Consider the following 17,570-nt stretch of genomic DNA (forward strand, 5'->3'; position numbering starts at 1 on the left):
CTACTCCACAGCCGCCGCGAGACGCGCGATGATATGGTTCAGATCTTCGCCTTCGGCGCGGGCGGCGAATGTCAGCGCCATGCGGTGCTTCAGGATCGGTTCCGCGAGCGCGATGACGTCATCGACGGACGGGGCGAGGCGGCCGTCGATCAGCGCCTTGGCGCGGACGGCGAGCATCAGCGCCTGGCTGGCGCGCGGGCCAGGGCCCCAGGCGACGAACTTATCGGTATCGGCGTTCGCTCCGGTGCCTGGACGCGCCGAGCGCACGAGTTTCAGAATGGCCTCGACAACTTTATCGGGCACCGGGATCTGGCGGACGAGGCGCTGCGTCGCCATCAGTTCCTGCGCCGAGATAACGGTTTCGAGTTTCGGCGTTTCCGTGCCGGTCGTGGCGTAAAGCATGCGCCGCTCGGCGACGAGATCGGGATAGGTCACGTCGATCTGCAGCAGGAAGCGGTCGAGCTGGGCTTCGGGCAGCGGATAGGTGCCTTCCTGCTCCAGCGGGTTCTGCGTGGCGAGCACATGGAACGGCGCGGGCGTATCGTGGCGCTGACCGGCCACCGTGACGTGATGCTCCTGCATCGCCTGCAGCAGTGCCGACTGCGTCTTCGGCGAAGCGCGGTTGATTTCGTCCGCCATCAGAAGCTGCGTGAAGATCGGACCTTTGATGAAGCGGAAAGCGCGGCCGCGGCCCGGCTCATCTTCGAGGACTTCGGAGCCGATGATGTCGGACGGCATCAAATCCGGCGTGAACTGAATGCGCTTGGCGTCGAGGCCCAGCACGCGGCCGAGCGTTTCGACGAGCAGCGTCTTGGCGAGACCCGGAACACCGATCAGAAGGCCGTGCCCGCCGGACAAAATCGTGATGAGCGTCCGCTCGATCACCTGATCCTGACCGAATATGACGCTCGCTGCCGCTTTGTGGGCGCGCTGTACGCGCTCGGCAGCGGCTTCGAGCCGGGGCACGATATCGGTATGCGTTTCGACGACAGTGCTCATAAAGGGGGCCTCGCGCAGCTGCTTCTTGTCATTCTTGGTGGCGAATTCGCCTTACAAAACAATGGCCGAGCGGCTGCGTACTCGGCCTTAAGCATCAGCCTAGACGATCCTGCCCAGCCCTCATAGGGTCAAGTGAATGTTACGTTAGGATGAGGTGCATCTGAAGGCACCTTGAGGGCGCGGGCAGAAATGCCGAATGAAAAACTGCAAGTTGCGTCCGGGAATGGAAATTCTGACGCACGACCGGGTGGATTGGATGCGCTTTTGCGGGCGGCGTCAGAAGGTGGCGCGTCGAGCATAAGACCGGTGGAAAAGTGGGATCCGCCGTACTGCGGCGACATCGGCATGGCGATCCGCCGCGACGGGACGTGGCTCTATCAGGGGAGCCCGATCGGACGCATCGCGCTCGTCAAGCTGTTCGCGTCGATCCTGAGAAAGGACGAGGACGGACGAACGTATCTCGTGACGCCTGCGGAGAAGGTCGACGTTCACGTCGAGGACGCGCCGTTCCTCGCTGTCGAGATGGCGGTCGAGGGCGAGGGGAAAGCGCAGCGGCTGACGTTCCGCACCAACCTCGATGACGTCGTTACGGTCGATGCGGAGCATCCGCTTCGGTTCGCGCCCAGCGGACCCGACGGCGGGCTGAAGCCTTACGTGCTCGTGCGCGGAAGATTGGAGGCGCTGTGCACGCGCGCGGTTTACGCGGAGCTGGTGGAATTGGCTGTTGCCGCAGGTGATGACGGCGATGCGGTCGGGGTTTGGAGTGGCGGGACGTGGTGGGGGATGGGGTAGGGTGCCGGACGAATGCCCGCCGCCATTCGGACGTCCATTGGCTGAGTCTTCGAGCGCCAGCCCCGCAAAATGTGGTTGGGATCGATCAAAGGAAATATCTCTGGGGTGGTCATGGGGGAAATGCACCGTTAGCGGATTAATAGACCTTTGGCGTCGAAAGATTAAAAATGCAGCACACGTTGCATTTGGCTTCCGTTTGTCGTCCGCGATCTACTTGTTGTGATTGAATTTGATTGCGGCATTGGAGATGAAAAAATAACCGTGTACGGATCGTTGTGCGCGCGATATGATTTGAAGGTCTGAAGAATTTTCATTTCTACCGATGTGTTTTTTTTATCTCTCAAGTCGTTTTCCGAAAATGAGTTGCCTGGCCGAGTTCTGCTCGGCTGTCGCGTGGTGATCGCGTGTCGACGCACGGAAGATTTTTATGAAGCGCGAAACGCACATGGGGCACCAACTTGCACCGATCATTGCGTTGCCTCGCTCGTTGACTGCCGAGAAGCTGTTAGATCTTCAGTGCAGATACGGTAATCGGTATCGCATAGTGACGGTCGGCAGCTCTCTTACGGGCTGGCACTCTCCACGAATTCTCGTCCTGACAGAGGCACTCACGGATAGCCATGAATCTGCGTGGGCTTATGATTGGATCGACGGCCATCTCGCTTGTCGATTGCTGCCAGAAGGGAAGATGGCCGAGATCGTCTGGGATTCTAAGAAGCCTGGAACGGTCACTTACTCACCCATGAGACGCAAGGGCGGACGGGTGTGAAAGTTCGCGACAAGAGGGCCTGACGGGGGGCTGAAGCCCTACGCGCTCGTGCGCGGGAGATTGGAGCACTGTGCACGCGCGCGGCTTATGCGGAGCTGGTGGAGTTGGCAGTTGCCGCAGGTGACGACGGCGATGCGGTCGGGGTTTGGAGTGGCGGGATGTGGTGGGGGATGGGGTAGGGGACGTGGCAAAACTAAACGGCAAATAGGTAAAACGATCCACTTAAAAAATCGGACCTAGCAAGAAATTTATTGGACACCTTCGGCGGCCCATCGAAAGCATCGAAGTCTTGGCGGAGATGAACTTCTTTGGGATTCGCGAGGATCATTTGGCCCGGCGCACTAATCCATCAAAATCTGCAAACCCAACGGATGATGCCTTTCGTAAAGGAAAGTGGCTGTCTGTATCGGAAATACTAGCGGCTATAGCAATTATTGTGGCCGCTACGCCGGCATATTGGAGCTACGAATGTCGCTCGACGGGCACATTTTGTGAAGGATCGTTTGCAGCCCCAACGATTACCGAAAAGAAGAAAGATGTTGTGCTCGCAAAACTCGAAGCAAATGGAGGCGAGCAGAATTTTGATGGCTTATCGATTAGAGAGGCCGGGGTGTGGCCGTTCGCAAAGCGCTACGATGTCGTAGCATCGTTTAAAGACGGAACAGAGGTGGCCGTTGATTCATTCCCAGTGGATCAGATTTCGCAGGTATTAATTGCCGACAAAAACTCGCTTATCGCGGTTGTTGGTCGAGAGAGCGAAGCTTCCGAAGTAAAGGTAACTGCGTATTTTCCCTCGTTTAAACTTGCAAAAAGGATATTCGAGATTGCGGCAGCTTTCCATTCCGGTGGTTCGATAAAGGTAAGCAATCTCACCTTTGATGCTTCCGAGAAATCCCTGACAATGGACGTCGTGTCACCCTCGCCATGGCTGGTAATAAATAACAACAAAAGCACGCAATTCTCCATAAATCATTCGGATGCAGATAGCGGTCCATTTGGTGCTACGGTGACAGTTGAATTGACCGATGATCTCCACGTCAAGAAGGCATACGACCAGACGAACAGGGTAGCCTTCGAAAAATCTCAAGAGGATGTGGCGAACTGCAAGAAGTCGGCCTTGGGGGATGCCGACCTGACGGAAGGCACTTTAGTGCCTTGCTATAAGGTTCAAGACGAATCCCTTAATTTGCGCAGCGCTGCTTTACTCGTATTTGAATGGAAGGCGGGGCAGTTCCATCAGGTGGAGCGCGTTACTTGCGATAGTTGTTATTGGAATTACGATGGCGCGAATAAAACGCTATTTGTGACGAATGATCGTTCCTTCACCTATTCCCAAAAGCGCGGGAGTAGGCAAGCTGATCTTTGGCTGTCCATTATTAGAGTTCCATTCAATAAAGAGCGCACGATTTTTGTCAGGGGTGATTGCAAAGGCTTCAACGTGTATGAGATGGCTTATGCGGATGATTTGACGATTAGATTTCAGCTCACTACAGATTGTGCCACCGTGACAATCAATAATACTCGTTTCGATATTCGGCCTGCAGAGCGGAAGGGCATTGAAGTCACGCAAATTTATCGTTTGAAGCTGGATCGTGACGGCCTGCCGGTTAGCCTTGGGCCAGAACGGGTCGCGGCCGACGTCCGCTAGCGCCAATTTGTGGAGTTTCGCGGCCCCTTGCCGAAAAAAAACTTACCCTCGCTCTCGCGCTCCCGCATGCACTCCCTCCCTTCCCGCAGCGACGTTAAAGGTCTAAGCCCGCCGTCTGCCGAGACTGCTGGACGCGTTGCCCGCGCTTTCGCGTTCCGCCATACCCTCCCGCGATGAAAACTCCTAATCCTCACCTTCCAGACGGCTATTCGCCGATACCGGCGGGGAAGCTGGTCAATGCCGTGACATTCGTCGAGATGTGCGAGCGACCGACGCCCTCGCGCGCCACGAATGGCTCGTCATCGCTTGCGATATCGCGATGGAGGTCCCCCGATCTCGATGCTTATCGCGCGTTGTTCCGCGCCGTCGGTGAAGATTGGTTGTGGTGGTCGCGCCTCCGGCTGGCCGACGATGCCTTGGCGGCCGTCCTCAGCGATCCGGGCATCGAGGTTTTTGTCCTGAACGACGGCGACGCGCGCATCGGTCTGCTCGAATTGGATTTTCGTGAAGATCAAGAGTGCGAGATTACGTGGTTCGGCGTCGTCAAAGAAGCCATCGGCAAAGGCGCGGGCCGGTTCATGATGGATTTCGCAATCGACGCGGCGTGGGCGCATCCCATTCGCAGGCTGTGGCTGCACACCTGCAGCTTCGATCATCCGGGCGCGTTGGCATTCTATCGGCGGTCCGGCTTTCGACCCTATGCCTTCATGGTCGAGGTGGAGAACGATCCGCGCCTCGCTGGCCTGCTGCCGCGAACGGCCGCGCCGCAAATTCCTTTGTTGGAGCGGTGACGGAAAAAAACTTATCCCCGCTCTGGCGCGCGCCCGCATACTCCCTCTCATCCCGCCGCGACTTGCAAGGGCGCGAAACTCGAGCATGGGGTTTTGCGTGCGGATGGGAGCGTGCCGGGCCGCCAGCGATATCGGCGCGCCTGGGGATCCCTGCCGGCCGCGAGCGGACCACCATGGCGTGGTATCGCGGTTCAACTCCCGCTCCAACTCGAGATGCACGGGAGGATGGTGGGTTCACGGCTCGAAAGGAAGCTCGCTTCCTTTCAGGTTGCGAGTGCCCCGGAATGCCGGTTCGGCCGCCGCTGGGTGCATGAACAAGACTTGGCACTGTCCCGGGGCGGCGAAGGCTGCATCCGAAGTACAATAAGATATGAGAGCGAGGCCCCGCCGCCCTGGCCCTTGTTGCGTTTGCCATCGGCGACTCCGCTACGCGGAGCCGGCCGCCGATGGCGCTTGCTTTTGCGTCTTTCTTCGGACGTCGGCCGCGCAACCGACACGCGTTCCACGAGCCGGCCGTCGGCGCATGACCGTTTCCACCGGCCGTCGATCGCGGGTGTGTGCCGTCGCTTAGAGCGTCGAAAAAATCATCACTTCGACGGCTTCTTGCGGGCGTCCAGGCATTTGCCGCCCTTGAGATACTGATACGTGCCCTTGCACGATTTCCAGCCCTTCACGTGATGGGTCTTGTGATGGCCGTGATGCTTCGTGGCCTTCTTGGCTTTGCCGGCCTCGGCAGCGGACGTCGCGGCGAATGCGATCGCCATCGTTGCGATGGCGAGCAGGAATTTCGAATTCATAAGGTGGACCCCCAAATGCGGTTTGAGCGTCTGAGACTCATCCGCTGGCGGACGAGTTCAGCCGTCCGCGCCCCTTATCCCAGATTTATAACAAGCCGGTGTAAGCGCCGGGAGGTTCCGACGAATGACGATGGGCGTGAGCGCCAGTTGGTGTTGCGGGAGGCGGCGCCTGGGGGTGTTGGAAAGTCTGCTACGTTATCGCTTCTTCTTCGTCGCGGGGGGATTGGCTGCTTCCCGGGCGAGCCGCTCGGCGCGAAGTCGTTCAGTCTTGGCGCGAACGGCTTGGCGTTCCGCTTCGTGGTCTTTCATCGCTTGCGATGCTTCCTGAGCCTTCCGCAGCTTAACGGTTGCTGCACTCGACAGGTCTTTCCGGGGCATAGCCATGAAATCGTTCCTTGATTTTGACGGGCAAACAAAAACCCGCGGCTGGCCGAGCAGACGCGGGTTTCGTTGATCCGGTTCGTGTTCGAGGCCAGCAGGGGCTGGCCAGGTCCCGATCTTTATGGAGATCAGGCGGCGCGCAGGTTGTCGGCCGACGACTTGCCGCTGCGGCGGTCAGCTACGACATCGAACGAAACCTTCTGGCCTTCGTTAAGGCCGTTCATGCCCGCACGCTCGACGGCGCTGATGTGCACGAAAACGTCGTTGCCGCCATCATCCGGCTGGATGAAGCCGTAGCCTTTTTGGCCATTGAACCATTTCACGGTACCAGTCTGCATAGGTAAAATCCTTAGTTTATGCGCGATTATTCCCGACAATGCCGGGACTGACAGTCGAGATTTGTTGGGAAGGTCGTCGGTCAGGCGCGCACTTCGCGGGCGAGGCCAAGTCATTTTCAGCGAAGCTCGAACGGAGAAACAATAGAAAAAATGCTGCTTCTATGCAAGCGCAATCGGTTCAGCGCGCAAAAACGTGTTTCCAATCGGACGTTGCAAAGCCCTTGATCTAAGGGTTTGCCTTGGTGGGACGATCGCAATCTTTAACGGTTAGGTGGCCGAGGTGACGGACGATCCGCGTCGCGCGGGCCTGATGCCGCGGACGGCAGCGCCGCATATTCCGCTGTTGGAGCCCCACGGCAAATAGAAGCTTGCGCGCTACGTTAAACGCTGTGTCTGTGGAGATGAACGCTCAGCCCGACGTCTTGGCGGGTGTGATGTGGAATTCTACGCGGCGGTTCAGACGGCGACCTGCGGCCGTGGCGTTGGATGCGATCGGTTGATCCTGTCCGTACCCGACGGCGCGCAATTTCTCGGCTGGGACGCCCGCGCTAACGAGCACGCCAACGACGGCATCGGCTCGACGCTGCGACAACTCACGATTGCCGAGGCGGGTGCCGAAAGTGTCGGTGTGACCGCTAACCTCTATTGCCACGTTCGTGCAACTGCGGGCGATCTCGGCAATTTTTTTGAGTTCGGCGACGCTATCGTTCGAGAGGATCGCGCTGGCATTCGCGAACGTTATCGCTGCGGCATGGATTTCGCTATCGAGCGTTTCCCGGCAGGGTTCGACGCCAGGTACGGCGGCGACGGTCGACTCGGCGGATGGCGGCGGGGCGGCGGTTGGCGACGGTTTTTCCTCTGCTCCAGGGTTTGCCGCTGGGGTCTGTATGGTGACAGCAGGTTCAGTGGACGCGCTCGGCGACGGCGGGGCGTGTAGCAACGGCTTTTCTTCTGTGCCGGTACTTGCTGCAGGAGCCTGCGCGGTATCGGCAGTTGCTATTGAGGCGCTTGGCGGTGGTGTGGCGGGTGTCGCTTCCGTCGCATTTTTCTCGGGTTCGACAGTTGCGCTCGGCTCCGCTTGCGCCGTCGGCGCTTTCGCAGAGCCGCTGATGTTACCTCTATAGTCGGCCGCGGTCTGGGCGTCGGCCGGAGGAGGCGAGGCGGGCACGCTTGTGGGTGGCGTGGCAGGCGCTGGCTCAGGTGCGCTTGTGGGCGATTCAACGGAACGTGGTTCCGACGGCGGCTCGGATGCCTTTGCCGAGCCGGCGGTGGCGTGTTCGTCGCCGGTCGTCGGCTGTGCCGAGGGTGGAGGCGCGGCAGCGAGGCTTGGCGGGGGAGCGGCGGAGAGCGGCTCAGCCGCATTCTTTTCCGGCCCGGAGATGGAGTTCGGCAGTGGCGGGGAAGTAATCGCCGCGAGGTTTTTGTGATCCTTCTCTTCAGTCTTCGCTTCGTCCGTCGCCGCAGGTGCGGAAGGCATGTTTGGCGACGTTGACAGCGGCGACGGCGGTGCTGCCTCGTTTGGCTCAGGTTTAGCGGCGAGCTTTGGTTCGATGTTCGGCTCGGCCTTCTGAGTAGATGGCGGTGCCGTCTGGCCTGGAATTGGCTCTGATTGTCGTGGGGCGCCCGCGGCTCGGTTCGATTGGGCGACAATGTCAGAGATTTTGGCGCGCACGCACGAGTCGAAAAATTCGCGATTTTTACCGCCACCCGAAAAGCCGCCGCTGTTGGCTGCCAAGTCGAAATAGAAAAAACCGAGTTCATCGCCGCTTGCTGGCGGAGACGTTTCCTTAACGTCCGTGCCGTCAACCAAAAGTGACATCGTCTTGAACCAGCCCTTGCCGAAATCGACCCTGGCGGTTTTGGCGGCAATGTTGATGGCGATGATGGCGGATCCGATTTTTCTTCGGGTCGCTTCCGCTTCGGAGCCAAGCTGATAATTGCACGTGTAGGCCACTTCTCCAGCCGACGCTGCGCAAGCAAATAGCGTCGAGAGCAGGATGAGAATTATGGTCGTTGTCCGTGTCACCGTACTGCTGCGTCCATCGAGGGGCGATTTGTCGATCTTAAATCAAAGCGCGCGGCAGGCCGCGATGGGTTTCAAAGCCTTTGGTTAGCGAGGCGGCGCGATCGGCCGCCAATATTCCCAGGTAAAAATTTATTCTCGTAGCGCATCGTGTGTCCCGGCTCCGGGTTCACGTGCGTAGGGTTCTACGTCGCGATACGGCCGCCGGATCTGAACAGGAACGCCGCCGATTGCACACTCCGCAGGCTGGCTTCGCCACGCTCCCATGCTGCGCGCAACAGTCTGCGAACGGGCGGCTCGCCATAGAGCGAAACTTCGTAAGCTATCGACAGCATCGACAGAACAGCGATCGTCAAAGCAATCCAAGGATTTATTCCAGATCGCACCATCACTCGGATCAAGAAGGCCCCGACGACGGAATGAATGAGATAAAGCGGATACGTCATCAGCCCCAGGTTCTTGAAGGCATTTTGCAGCCTGGGCGACAATGGTGTGAAGCGCTTGTCGTCTCGGACGATCACCAGCATAAACATTATGGTGCCGATCCATACAGCTGCTGGCAGTACCTGCGAAACTGGAACACCGGGGTGAACTTCCCATTTTGCCATATCTCGCGAACGGCCGACGATTTCGAGAATGCAGATCGCAAATGCGGAAACCAGGCCGAATACGTTGGGCATTCCCAATGTGCGCCTTGAGAAAAGCCACATCCAGATGCCGAAAGCGAAAAAACATCCGTATCGGAGCTGCAGCACGTCCGAATACGCCACGATGTGCCAGCCAAGATGGGATCTGTAGGCGTTGGGAAAGAAACTAACGGAAATCAGAAATGCCGCCGAGATCGTCGTCAACGCCCACGCCACATGCGTTAGACAATCGAACCGGCTGCTGAGTAGAAGGAAAAAGATGATCGCGTAAAACACCAATTCCACAGCGAGCGACCAGTAGACGCCATCGACCCATGGTCCGAAAATCCAAAGCGTGATGGAGCGCAAGAATTCTCCGCTAAGGTGACGTCCCGACACGCCTCCGACGAGAAGCCACGCTGCAACTGTGAAGCAAATGGAAAGCCATGCGGCTGGATAGAGTCTGAGCACCCGGCTTTTGACGAACGCAATCGGCGATGAATTGTTGGCGGAATTGGCGATCACAAAGCCGGAAATGACGAAGAATATCTCGACGCCGACCCAGCCGAACGATGTATAGGGCGCAGCCTGCGGAAAGGACGTCGCGGATGCGAACATTTGGCCGACGACGGAGTTCGTCGACGCCCAATCGTAAAAGCTCAGATGAAAGAGCATGACGCAGAGCGCTGCAAAAAAGCGGACTGCGTCAAGCGGATATATGTGGGCGCGCATGAAAGGCCCCCGGAATTTGGCTTTTGCGGCCAACTTGAAGGGTAGCGCAAGATTCGGGCCCTCGACATTCCGCCGAAAAGGCTAATTACGGCGTATACGTTCCGAAAGCTTGCGGCGTGCTACTCCATTCGGAGAGCGATCCGCAGACCGCGTCCGTTAAACATATCGCAGCGTCGTGAACATGCCTGCTGCCATGTGATAGAGCAGATGGCAGTGGAACGCCCACCAGCCGGGATTGTTGGCATCAAACGCGACGACGACACGGCCGTTCTCGGGAACGAGGACCGTATCGCGCTTGGCACCAGAAAAGCGCTGGCCGTCGATTTCCACGACCTGGAACGGATGGCCATGAAGGTGCATCGGATGCGGCATCGGGTTCTTGTTGATGATGATCAGCTCGACGCGCTCGCCTTGAGCAATGGCAAGCGGCGGCACATCCTTCGTCCAGGGCACGCCGTTAATCGACCAGACGTAGGTCGCCATATCGCCTGTCAGGTTGATGGTGTGGACGCGATCAGGCTTGCGAGGGGCGAGCGGATCGAGTGCTTTCAGATTGCGTTCCAGATCGAGCGTCAATGCGGGTGAAGGCTGTGCAGCCTGATCGGGAATGCGCGAGACGGTTGCCGCACCTGCCGAGAGCACGATGCCGGTCTGCTTTGCCGCGCCTTCGAGGATGGCAAGAACGGGATGCGCTGCGGCGCCGGCCGGTATCGTAAGCTCGATATCGAGGCGTTGCGCGACCGCTATCGGGAAACGCTGTCCCGATACGGGCTGGATGCGCAAGCCATCGACGGCAATCAGTTTGCCGGAGAGTGCGCCGAGATCGAGGTGAAAATTGCTCATCGACGAGCCGTTGATGACGCGCAGCAAGACGCGTCCGCCGGGTTCTACCTTAATCACCTCGGGATCGGCCAGCGTGCGGTCGTTGGCGAGAAACGCGTCATACGTTACGTCGTTGAGGTCCGGCACTGCGTGCGCACCGGTTTTGCCCATCTGCATGCCGGGCGTCGACATGTCCTTCATGTCCATGCCGGACATATCCATACCACGCATCGCCATTCCGCTCATGTTGCCCGGCTTGCGCAGGGATGCGTAAATCTCTTCAGGCGACTTGAAGCTGAAGTCGTGCAGCATCAGCACGACCTCCTGCTGGTCTTTCGTATCGCGCTGGTCGTGGATGATGAGCGGCGCCGTCATCAGAAGTTGTTCCTGGAAGCCTTGATGCGAGTGCATCCAGAAAGTGCCGCCAAAATTCAGCGGAAAATCGTAGTCGGCGCTGCCGCCAGGCGGAATGGCGGGGGATGAGATGCCGGGGACGCCATCCTGCTGCCAGGGTGGGGTCAAGCCGTGCCAGTGAATGAGGCTCGGCTTGTCGATCTGGTTCTCGACGCGCACGCGAAAGCGCTCGCCAATCCCGGTCGTCAATCCGCTTACGCCGTTTGGCTGGGCGATGCGATAAACCGAGGCGGACTTGCCATTCATATCGATTTCACGTCGCTGCAACCTTAAGACCGTAGCGGGCGTTTCGGCAGCAAAGGTCGGCGTGCGGAGCAAGCCAGCCGCGGCAGTTGCCAGAGCCGATGTGATGACCGTGCGGCGATTGAGGAGCATGGCATTTCTCGTGAAGGCAGCAATACGAAGCTCGTTCGCGAGTTTGCCAAATGTGCGAACGATTACTCAATAGCCTCGTATAGATCGGCGATCCGCGGTTTTGACATGAAACAATCGTCCGTGTGGGCGTGGGGCTGCATCGGGTTGATTGCCATTATTTCCAGAGCCCCAGGTCTTCGTAGCGGTCTTCCGGAATTTCGGTCCCGAGATCGTACGTAAAGGATGTGGCTGTCATCTGGTTTTCGCCAACCGTGCAGGTGAACTTGAGCCGGTACCAGTGGCCGTCGGCTCGAACGGCCGCGCCCTTGGCGACTACGGTAGCACCGTCGAATGTCGCTCGGGAAAGAATGCTCGTTTTCAGCCGGTCGATCTTTTTCAGTTTTTTGGCGCGCTTGAGCGTGTCCATGCCGCGCAGAATGCACGCCTGATGCGCACGTTCTTCAGGTTCGAGCTTCATCAGCGTCTTGTCCATGGACGCCGCAGATGCCGGCGTAATCAAGCCGATGAGTGCCAATAGTCGCAACCACAGATGCATTTCCCCTCCCTCGTCGCGCGTCACGCTGCGGACGGACCCGACTTAACGCCCCTCGTCGCTGGCGTCAAAAAAGTTATGCCGGCACGGGGCGTAGTGTGGACAGGGCTCTCGTGGCTTCGGGAAGGGAAAATCCGACGCTGATCGGCGTTAACGCGGCTGGGGCGCCCTCGGTTGCATTGCGGGACGATTGTTCGAACGGTCTATATGAGCACTTGAACGATTTCGGCCGCCGGTGCGTATTAATCCGCATGGATACATGGGTCGCTACTATTCACCGGGCTGCGCTTGCTGCTCGCACCATTCCGAAGGTGCTGCGCTACGCAATCACAGTGCTTCTCGTGGCGCTAACGGTTTTGGTGCAACTCGCGTTGGATGGCTCAACGGTCGATCGATATCCGTTTCTGACCTTCATTCCCGTCGTATTCGTTTGCGGGATGTTGTTCGACCGTGGGAACGGATTTCTTGCGACCATATTGAGCGCGATGGCCTGCGTCTTCTTTTTTCTGTCGCCACACCATTCGCTCGACATTCTGCAGGCACGCGATCAAGGCGGATTGGTCCTTTTTATCGTCATCGGTTTTGCGATTTCGTCCGTTGTCGAAGCCCTTCATAGCGGGCTTGTGGCGCTGGCGATGGAAAAAGAGGAGGCGCGCGATACTGTCCGGGATCGCGATTTGCTGCTGAATGAGCTTGCTCATCGCACGCGCAATGACTTTGCCAATGTCGTGACGTTGCTCAATCTTCAGTCTCGGTCCGCCAACCCCGAGGCGCGTGAGGCGCTGGCATCCGCGGCGGAACGTGTTCAGACGATTGCGCGGGTGCATCGCCGATTGGAGCTTCAAAACGATCGGGTCGTCGTCGATACCCGGGCGTATATCGGCGAGCTGTGCGCCGATCTTCGCCTCTCGCGGCTGGCGATGCGGCCAATCGCGCTCGATTGCGAGGTCGAAAGCCATTCGATTAGCCTGGAAAAGGCTGTGCCGCTTGGGCTGATCATCAACGAGTCTGTTACCAACGCCTGCAAGCACGCGTTTCCAGAACAGCGCCAAGGGCATATTACGGTCTATTTTCGACGCGTCGGATTGGAGTACACGCTCACCATCGCGGACAACGGCGTGGGAAGCGAAACCGTCACGAACGGCGGGATCGGCAACCGTCTGATGGGCATGCTCGCAGCTCAGCTCAATGGCGATCTTTCGTTTGAGCCGAGGTCGCCGGGCATGGCCGTGGTCGTCGTCATTCCTGTCAAAACAGAGAAATAAAAATTCCCAAAAAAAGAGGCAGCGCTTGCGCGCCGCCTCAAGAACTGAGTTTCGGATTGACCGAAGCTCAGCGCCACCAGCAGTGGCGGTGGCCGTGGCGCCATACGCAATGGCGATGGCGATGATAGTAGCCCGTCTTCTGAACGAGGCTTGAGCCGTGAATGCCGTCGAGCGCAGCGACGCTCGGAGCGGCATTTGCGATTTGAGAGCCCAGAGCGAATGTCGCCACTGTGGCGACTGCCAGAAAAAACTTCATGATTTTCTCCTCAATTGATCCCGTCGAGACAGCCTGGAGCGCGCTGCTTGCGAGATGCCCCGCCAACGCAGATCCAAGTGTGTGTCGGCTGCGATCTAGTCCCACCCAATGAAATATTTCGTGCGACGGCGCGAAGCTAAACCGAAGCGGTAAGGAGGAGGTACTTACCCTTTTGTAAAGTCGATTTCGTTCTGCGGGCAGAGGCGGAGAGACGCGCGCTCATTGTGGCGGTCGGAAAGGCCGACCGCTTTCGTTCATCGTTCTGCCGCAGATATAAGGCGCGCTCTCTCGCACTCGCGAACGCCCAACTCAATGCAGCTTCAATTCCGATCCAATGAGCCGTAATTCGCGCGGCCTTATTAATTCGGAATGGGCTACGGTCACGCGATAAAGTTTGCCTTCGAGCTTGGCGACCCAGAAATCGAGGAACGATTTGAGTTTCGGAAAACGCGGCGCGGCGTCGTATTCCTGCCAGATATAGCTTTGCAGCAGCGAAGGATGGTCCGGAAGACGGTAGAGGATTTCAGCGGTCGTCAGGCTGAACCCTGCAAGTTGAGCCCGGAAACCGTTATCGCAAGACATTTCCCGTTCGGTCACGTAGCAATCTCCTTTGAATTAGGTGATTGGGCGCCCTCCCTAGAATGATGATGATCAAGTGAGATTCGTTCCTTGTCCATTGCGAAGATGTGCGAAAATACATTGTTAGCAAACGCATTATTCGAGTGCTGGCGGTTTCTGCCGAAGTGCTGTGCGGACCGCTGACTGGATGTGCGTCAACGGCTGTGCCGATGGCTGTTTCGATTGGAAGGTAGCGTCGCCGGATGCTTGAGATTGCCCTCAAAAGTTTCACGACGTTCTTTGCAACGGTCGGTCCAATCGAAGCCGCGGTGTTATTTGCGACGCTGACGCCAAAGATGGCCTATGCCGAGCGTCAAGCGATTGCGGTGCGGGCGACGCTGATCGCCTCCGGTATTTTGGCGTTCTTTACGCTGCTGGGTGGTCCGATCCTCAGCCAGCTCGGCGTATCACTGGCGGCGCTGCAGGCGGCGGGCGGCGTGATCCTGCTCTTGATTGCGCTCGACATGATTTTTGCGCGGCCGGGCGGATCGATAAAACTTACGGCTCCGGAAGGTGCGGAAGCACAATCGCGCGATGACGTTGCGGTTTTTCCTCTGGCGACGCCGTTGCTCGCAGGACCTGGCGCAATGAGCGCAGGTATCCTGCTGGCCGCCAACGTCCACGGCGAGCCGCTGGGGTTGGCTGTCGTCGCCATCACCCTTGTCGTGGTGATGATCATCACGCTGGTCCTGCTGATGATGGCCAATCAACTCAACCACGTCCTCGGTATCACGGCGCAACGGGTGCTCATTCGCGTGTTCGGAATTCTGCTGGCGGCGATTGCGGTGCAGGCGCTGTTCAATGGCATCCTGGCGTCGGGGCTGATCCCGGCTGCAGCCAAGCTTTCTTAGAGACCTCGGCAACCCGAGCGGCTTCAAAAGCTGGCGGCCGTTAGGGCGCCTTTAACGCCTGGCTGTTTCAATCCCGGACAACTGTTGAACTTGCGTAGCGTTTGTTGCGTTGACGAAGGCGTATGTGATGTCCGCGTTTTCTTTTCACCGTCCGGCGGCTCCGTCCGTGCGCGCGGTGCTTGCATCTTTTGCAGCCGGAGCGGCAGCTCTTTCGGCGGGCGGATGCGCCAATACAGGCAACGGCTATTCCGCGAGTGCGACGCCGACGGCTTACGTTGCGCAGGGGCCGGCCGTGCAGATGGAGAGTGATGGTTTGCCGGTGCAGGCCGCACCTGCAGCAACGATCCGGCAATTGCCGGACGATCCGAGCCAGCCGTTCAGCCCGAACTACGGCGGGGCAAATCCGGCGAGCACGATTTCGCCGAACCCGACGGTCAAGGCGTCGAACGATGTGCCGCCGTTCAAGCAGGCTATTCCGTATGACCTGCCGCCGACGTTCCGCAGACAGCTCGTGGCGGCGGTCGACGCTGCCGGTTGATTGGGATGTGGACTTTCGCGCCGTGTGCTAAGGCGCAGGGATGTCCGAGACCGTTTCGATTTGCCGATACCGCGATATCGATCTGACGCCTGAAAGGGTGGCCGAGATCGACCGCATCTTTTTTGAATCGAGCAATACGAAAACGTTTCCGAGCGACGCAGCACGAGCTGCGTTCCGCGAGCGGTGGCTGGGACGTTATCTGGTCCACGATCCGGCGTTTGCATATTTGGCGCGGGATGGCGGCGGCAGGATCATCGGCTATCTCGTCGGCGCGATCGACGATCCGGCGAAGACGCCGCGGTTTGCCGATATTCCGTATTTCGCGATGCTCGGCGCGCAGACGAAGCGCTATCCGGCGCATCTCCACGTCAACATCAGCCCCGAGTTTCGCAATCGAGGGATCGGGGGGCGGCTGATTAGTTGTTTTATCGTCGATGCCCAGGCGGCGGGTGTGCCCGGCGTGCACGTCGTGACGAGCGTGGGGGCTGCGAACGTCAGCTTCTACAATCGGAACGGCTTTGAGGAGGTGGCGCGGGCCGGGCCGGATGGTAGCCTCGTCTTCTTGGCGCGCAGCTTGTGAAAATTGGGATTTGAAAGCCTTTCCGGCCGCCGACTAAGCGGTACAAACAGGCGGCCGGAAAGGTGAAGTTAAGCCCTCTGGGGGAAGGGCCTCTGGGGGTTTGGGGTCGTGTAAACTTTTGTGATCTCTCAGTTCGGCAATTCAGGCGGCTGCGCTGGGATGACAAAGCCGATTGGCTCCGCCTTGATTTCTGCCGTGCGCGGATCGTCTTTGGTGCGGCGCGACTTGCCTTCGAACAAGGCGCCCTGTTCGATCGACAGCGACTGATGGAAAATGTCGCCTTCGACCTGGCTGGTGGTCTGCAGCATCACGCGCTTGCCGCGGACGGTTCCGACGACGTGGCCGCGGACGATGACTTCATCTCCGGTGATGCTGCCTCTTATCGTGGCTTCCTCGCCGATGACGACATTGCTGCCTTCGATGTCGCCTTCGACGATGCCGTCGATTTGGACTTCACCTTTGCAGATGAGATTGCCGGTGATGGTGAGGTCGGCGCCAATCACCGAGACCGATTTCGGACCCTCGGCGGCGGCGCGGGGAACGGTCAGGAATGGACGGGGCTGAAACACCGGGGCGGGAGGCGTCGGCGTGGCCGTTTCAGATGTAGCGGATGCCAGCGTCGGGGACTTCGACAACTCAGGCTCGGAACGGCGGAAATTTGGCAACATGCTCGGACTTCCCTCTGACACAACTTAAGCAACAATCCGCACCCGAAACGACTCAACGCATCACATCATCGCTTTGCGACGAGCGCGTTTGATTCGCGTAGCACTTTTCCAACGTTGGTCCACCGTGTCGCCCGAGGCTTTCCACCGGAAATTCCCCGGCGCGACGTCGCAAGGCACTCTCTTGAGCGAGAAGTGTGGCGGAAGATCAACGGTCGTAATGATTATGCGCAGTATGGTTATATTTTGAGCGCGCGCACGGCCGCCAGAACTTCTTCGGCATGTCCCGGTATCTTCACCTTGCGCCAGCTTTTGACGACCTTGCCGCTGCCGTCGATGAGGAACGTCGAACGCTCGATTCCCATGTATTTGCGCCCGTACATCGATTTTTCGACCCATACGCCATAGGCTTGAGCGACCTCTTTCTGCTCGTCGGCGAGCAGGCGGATGGACAACTCGTGTTTCGCCTTGAACTTCTGGTGTTTGGTCGGGCTGTCGGGTGAAATGCCGAGCAGCTCTGCTCCGGCCGCGGCGAAATCGTCGGCGAGGCAGGTGAAGTCCTTGGCCTCCTGTGTGCAGCCCGAGGTGTCGTCCTTGGGATAGAAATAAACGACCACCGGGTGGCCCTTGAGCTTGGAGAGGCGGACCTTTTCCCCAGTGTCGTCGGGAAGCGTGAAGTCGGGCGCCTTTTTGCCGTCCTCGATCATCTTGAAAGTGCCTTTCTTTTGTCGTTTTTGACCCTTGTAGCTGGCTTTATG

Annotated in this window: 19 protein-coding genes; 7 read left to right on the forward strand and 12 right to left on the reverse strand. The window is 58.6% G+C overall.

What is annotated here, in order from left to right:
• Positions 1-999 (reverse strand): MoxR family ATPase, encoded by a 999-nt coding sequence (locus HYP802_RS0108245; protein WP_013946707.1) that lies wholly within the window; start codon positions 997-999, stop codon positions 1-3.
• 189 nt (positions 1,000-1,188) lie between these two features.
• Between HYP802_RS0108245 and HYP802_RS22190 the strand changes: the two genes are divergently transcribed.
• The 3 genes from HYP802_RS22190 to HYP802_RS0108270 all read left to right on the forward strand — a co-directional run bounded on the left by HYP802_RS22190 (position 1,189) and on the right by HYP802_RS0108270 (position 4,999).
• Entirely contained in the window at positions 1,189-1,791 is a 603-nt protein-coding gene (locus HYP802_RS22190; protein ID WP_081740956.1) for a DUF1285 domain-containing protein, read from the forward strand.
• Positions 1,792-2,849: 1,058 nt separating this feature from the next.
• The gene (locus tag HYP802_RS0108265; RefSeq protein WP_155831190.1) at positions 2,850-4,208 is read left to right on the forward strand and encodes a hypothetical protein; all 1,359 of its coding nucleotides are present in this window, start codon (positions 2,850-2,852) and stop codon (positions 4,206-4,208) included.
• Positions 4,209-4,381: 173 nt separating this feature from the next.
• Entirely contained in the window at positions 4,382-4,999 is a 618-nt protein-coding gene (locus HYP802_RS0108270; RefSeq protein WP_024275533.1) for a GNAT family N-acetyltransferase, read from the forward strand.
• A 587-nt stretch (positions 5,000-5,586) separates the two neighbouring features.
• On the opposite strand, the gene HYP802_RS0108275 is transcribed toward HYP802_RS0108270, so the two are convergent.
• The 7 genes from HYP802_RS0108275 to HYP802_RS0108310 form a co-directional block, all read right to left on the reverse strand.
• Positions 5,587-5,796 carry a hypothetical protein gene (locus HYP802_RS0108275; protein ID WP_013946713.1) on the reverse strand — a complete coding sequence of 70 codons (210 nt, stop codon included), beginning with the start codon at positions 5,794-5,796 and terminating at the stop codon, positions 5,587-5,589.
• A gap of 195 nt (positions 5,797-5,991) precedes the next feature.
• Positions 5,992-6,180 carry a hypothetical protein gene (locus HYP802_RS0108280; protein ID WP_013946714.1) on the reverse strand — a complete coding sequence of 63 codons (189 nt, stop codon included), beginning with the start codon at positions 6,178-6,180 and terminating at the stop codon, positions 5,992-5,994.
• A 125-nt stretch (positions 6,181-6,305) separates the two neighbouring features.
• Positions 6,306-6,515 (reverse strand): cold-shock protein, encoded by a 210-nt coding sequence (locus tag HYP802_RS0108285; RefSeq protein ID WP_013946715.1) that lies wholly within the window; start codon positions 6,513-6,515, stop codon positions 6,306-6,308.
• A 409-nt stretch (positions 6,516-6,924) separates the two neighbouring features.
• Positions 6,925-8,541, reverse strand: coding sequence for an OmpA family protein (locus HYP802_RS22835; protein WP_155831191.1), 1,617 nt, complete (start codon positions 8,539-8,541; stop codon positions 6,925-6,927).
• 182 nt (positions 8,542-8,723) lie between these two features.
• The gene (locus HYP802_RS0108300) at positions 8,724-9,896 is read right to left on the reverse strand and encodes an acyltransferase (RefSeq protein ID WP_013946717.1); all 1,173 of its coding nucleotides are present in this window, start codon (positions 9,894-9,896) and stop codon (positions 8,724-8,726) included.
• A 156-nt stretch (positions 9,897-10,052) separates the two neighbouring features.
• Entirely contained in the window at positions 10,053-11,507 is a 1,455-nt protein-coding gene (locus tag HYP802_RS0108305) for a multicopper oxidase family protein (RefSeq protein ID WP_024275535.1), read from the reverse strand.
• A gap of 154 nt (positions 11,508-11,661) precedes the next feature.
• A complete protein-coding gene (locus HYP802_RS0108310; protein WP_013946719.1) occupies positions 11,662-12,042 on the reverse strand; it encodes a DUF930 domain-containing protein in 381 nt (126 codons plus the stop codon).
• A 248-nt stretch (positions 12,043-12,290) separates the two neighbouring features.
• On the opposite strand from HYP802_RS0108310, the gene HYP802_RS0108315 reads away from it, so the two are divergent.
• Positions 12,291-13,304, forward strand: coding sequence for a DUF4118 domain-containing protein (locus tag HYP802_RS0108315; RefSeq protein WP_024275537.1), 1,014 nt, complete (start codon positions 12,291-12,293; stop codon positions 13,302-13,304).
• Between the two features lie 67 nt (positions 13,305-13,371).
• On the opposite strand, the gene HYP802_RS0108320 is transcribed toward HYP802_RS0108315, so the two are convergent.
• Positions 13,372-13,560 carry a hypothetical protein gene (locus HYP802_RS0108320; protein ID WP_013946721.1) on the reverse strand — a complete coding sequence of 63 codons (189 nt, stop codon included), beginning with the start codon at positions 13,558-13,560 and terminating at the stop codon, positions 13,372-13,374.
• Between the two features lie 309 nt (positions 13,561-13,869).
• Positions 13,870-14,142 (reverse strand): usg protein, encoded by a 273-nt coding sequence (locus HYP802_RS0108325; RefSeq protein WP_029670869.1) that lies wholly within the window; start codon positions 14,140-14,142, stop codon positions 13,870-13,872.
• Positions 14,143-14,381: 239 nt separating this feature from the next.
• Here HYP802_RS0108325 and HYP802_RS0108330 point away from each other — a divergent pair, with 239 nt between their 5' ends.
• From HYP802_RS0108330 to HYP802_RS0108340, 3 genes are all read left to right on the forward strand, one after another.
• Positions 14,382-15,029, forward strand: coding sequence for a MarC family protein (locus HYP802_RS0108330; protein WP_013946723.1), 648 nt, complete (start codon positions 14,382-14,384; stop codon positions 15,027-15,029).
• Positions 15,030-15,156: 127 nt separating this feature from the next.
• The gene (locus HYP802_RS0108335) at positions 15,157-15,567 is read left to right on the forward strand and encodes a hypothetical protein (RefSeq protein ID WP_013946724.1); all 411 of its coding nucleotides are present in this window, start codon (positions 15,157-15,159) and stop codon (positions 15,565-15,567) included.
• Between the two features lie 40 nt (positions 15,568-15,607).
• Complete coding sequence (locus HYP802_RS0108340; protein WP_013946725.1) at positions 15,608-16,147, forward strand: GNAT family N-acetyltransferase; 540 nt, start codon at positions 15,608-15,610, stop codon at positions 16,145-16,147.
• Positions 16,148-16,275: 128 nt separating this feature from the next.
• On the opposite strand, the gene HYP802_RS0108345 is transcribed toward HYP802_RS0108340, so the two are convergent.
• Together HYP802_RS0108345 and bcp are read right to left on the reverse strand one after the other, a co-directional pair.
• On the reverse strand, positions 16,276-16,815 hold the full coding sequence (locus HYP802_RS0108345) for a polymer-forming cytoskeletal protein (protein ID WP_013946726.1): 540 nt from the start codon (positions 16,813-16,815) through the stop codon (positions 16,276-16,278).
• A 236-nt stretch (positions 16,816-17,051) separates the two neighbouring features.
• The gene (gene bcp / locus HYP802_RS0108350) at positions 17,052-17,519 is read right to left on the reverse strand and encodes a thioredoxin-dependent thiol peroxidase (RefSeq protein WP_013946727.1); all 468 of its coding nucleotides are present in this window, start codon (positions 17,517-17,519) and stop codon (positions 17,052-17,054) included.
• Positions 17,520-17,570: the final 51 nt, after the last annotated feature.

Source organism: Hyphomicrobium sp. 802 (assembly GCF_000526135.1).
Taxonomy (GTDB): domain Bacteria; phylum Pseudomonadota; class Alphaproteobacteria; order Rhizobiales; family Hyphomicrobiaceae; genus Hyphomicrobium_B.